Annotated in this window: 2 protein-coding genes; one reads left to right on the top strand and one right to left on the bottom strand. The window is 46.8% G+C overall.

The window, feature by feature from the left end:
- Positions 1–318: ferredoxin family protein (locus R7044_RS24895; protein ID WP_225455959.1), on the top strand; the 318-nt coding region annotated here is incomplete at its 5' end.
- Positions 319–409: 91 nt separating this feature from the next.
- Here R7044_RS24895 and R7044_RS24890 read toward each other — a convergent pair.
- The coding region (locus R7044_RS24890; protein WP_225455958.1) for an RNA methyltransferase at positions 410–802 on the bottom strand (393 nt) is incomplete at its 5' end.

Below are 802 nucleotides of genomic sequence, written 5' to 3'. Positions count from 1 at the left end.
TTTGTCGTAACCGATAACTGTATCCAATGTAAATACACCGACTGTGTCGCGGTGTGCCCGGCTGACGCCTTCCACGAAGGTCCAAACTTCATGGTAATCAACCCAATAGAATGTATCGACTGTGGCTTGTGTGTTGACGAGTGTGCCGCAGCGGCAATCTTCCAAGAAGACGAGCTGCCTGAAGATCAAACCATCTACAAAGAGCTCAACGCCGAACTCGCAGAAATCTGGCCGGTACAAACTGAAGTGAAACCAGCGATGGATGAAGCGGAAAAATGGAACGGCGTGCCAAACAAGTTGGATATGTTAGAAAAATAACCGCATTCAAAACGAAAAAAGCGTAATGAACCTCAGCTTGAAATCGCCTAGGCCGTTACGCTTTTTTTGTATCTAAAATTCGTTGATACGATTAGCTGTGCTGACGACGCATGTTGTCCAAAATGATACCCGTCGCCATTGCCACGTTTAAAGATTCTGCGCCACCGAAAGCAGGAATCGTGATCTTATCTGTCACGAACTTGGACGCTTCTTCTCGCACACCATGTGACTCGCTGCCCATCAACAAAATACCTTCTGCTGAAAAATCAGTTTTATGCACGCTCTCACCTTCAAGGAAAGCACCATACACTGGCAAGTTTGCTTCTGCTAAGTAGCTTGGCAAATCAACCAAACTCACTTGCACACGCCCAAAACTGCCCATTGTCGCGCTGATGGTTTTTGGGTTATACGGGTCTGCACAGTCAGTGCTCGCAATAATGTGCTTAATGCCATACCAGTCAGCTACACGGATAATCGTTCCTAG

This window comes from Vibrio sp. 1402, from assembly GCF_033340275.1.
The sequence above is the reverse complement of the archived record's forward strand: the minus strand, read 5'-3'. Positions and strand labels throughout refer to the sequence as shown.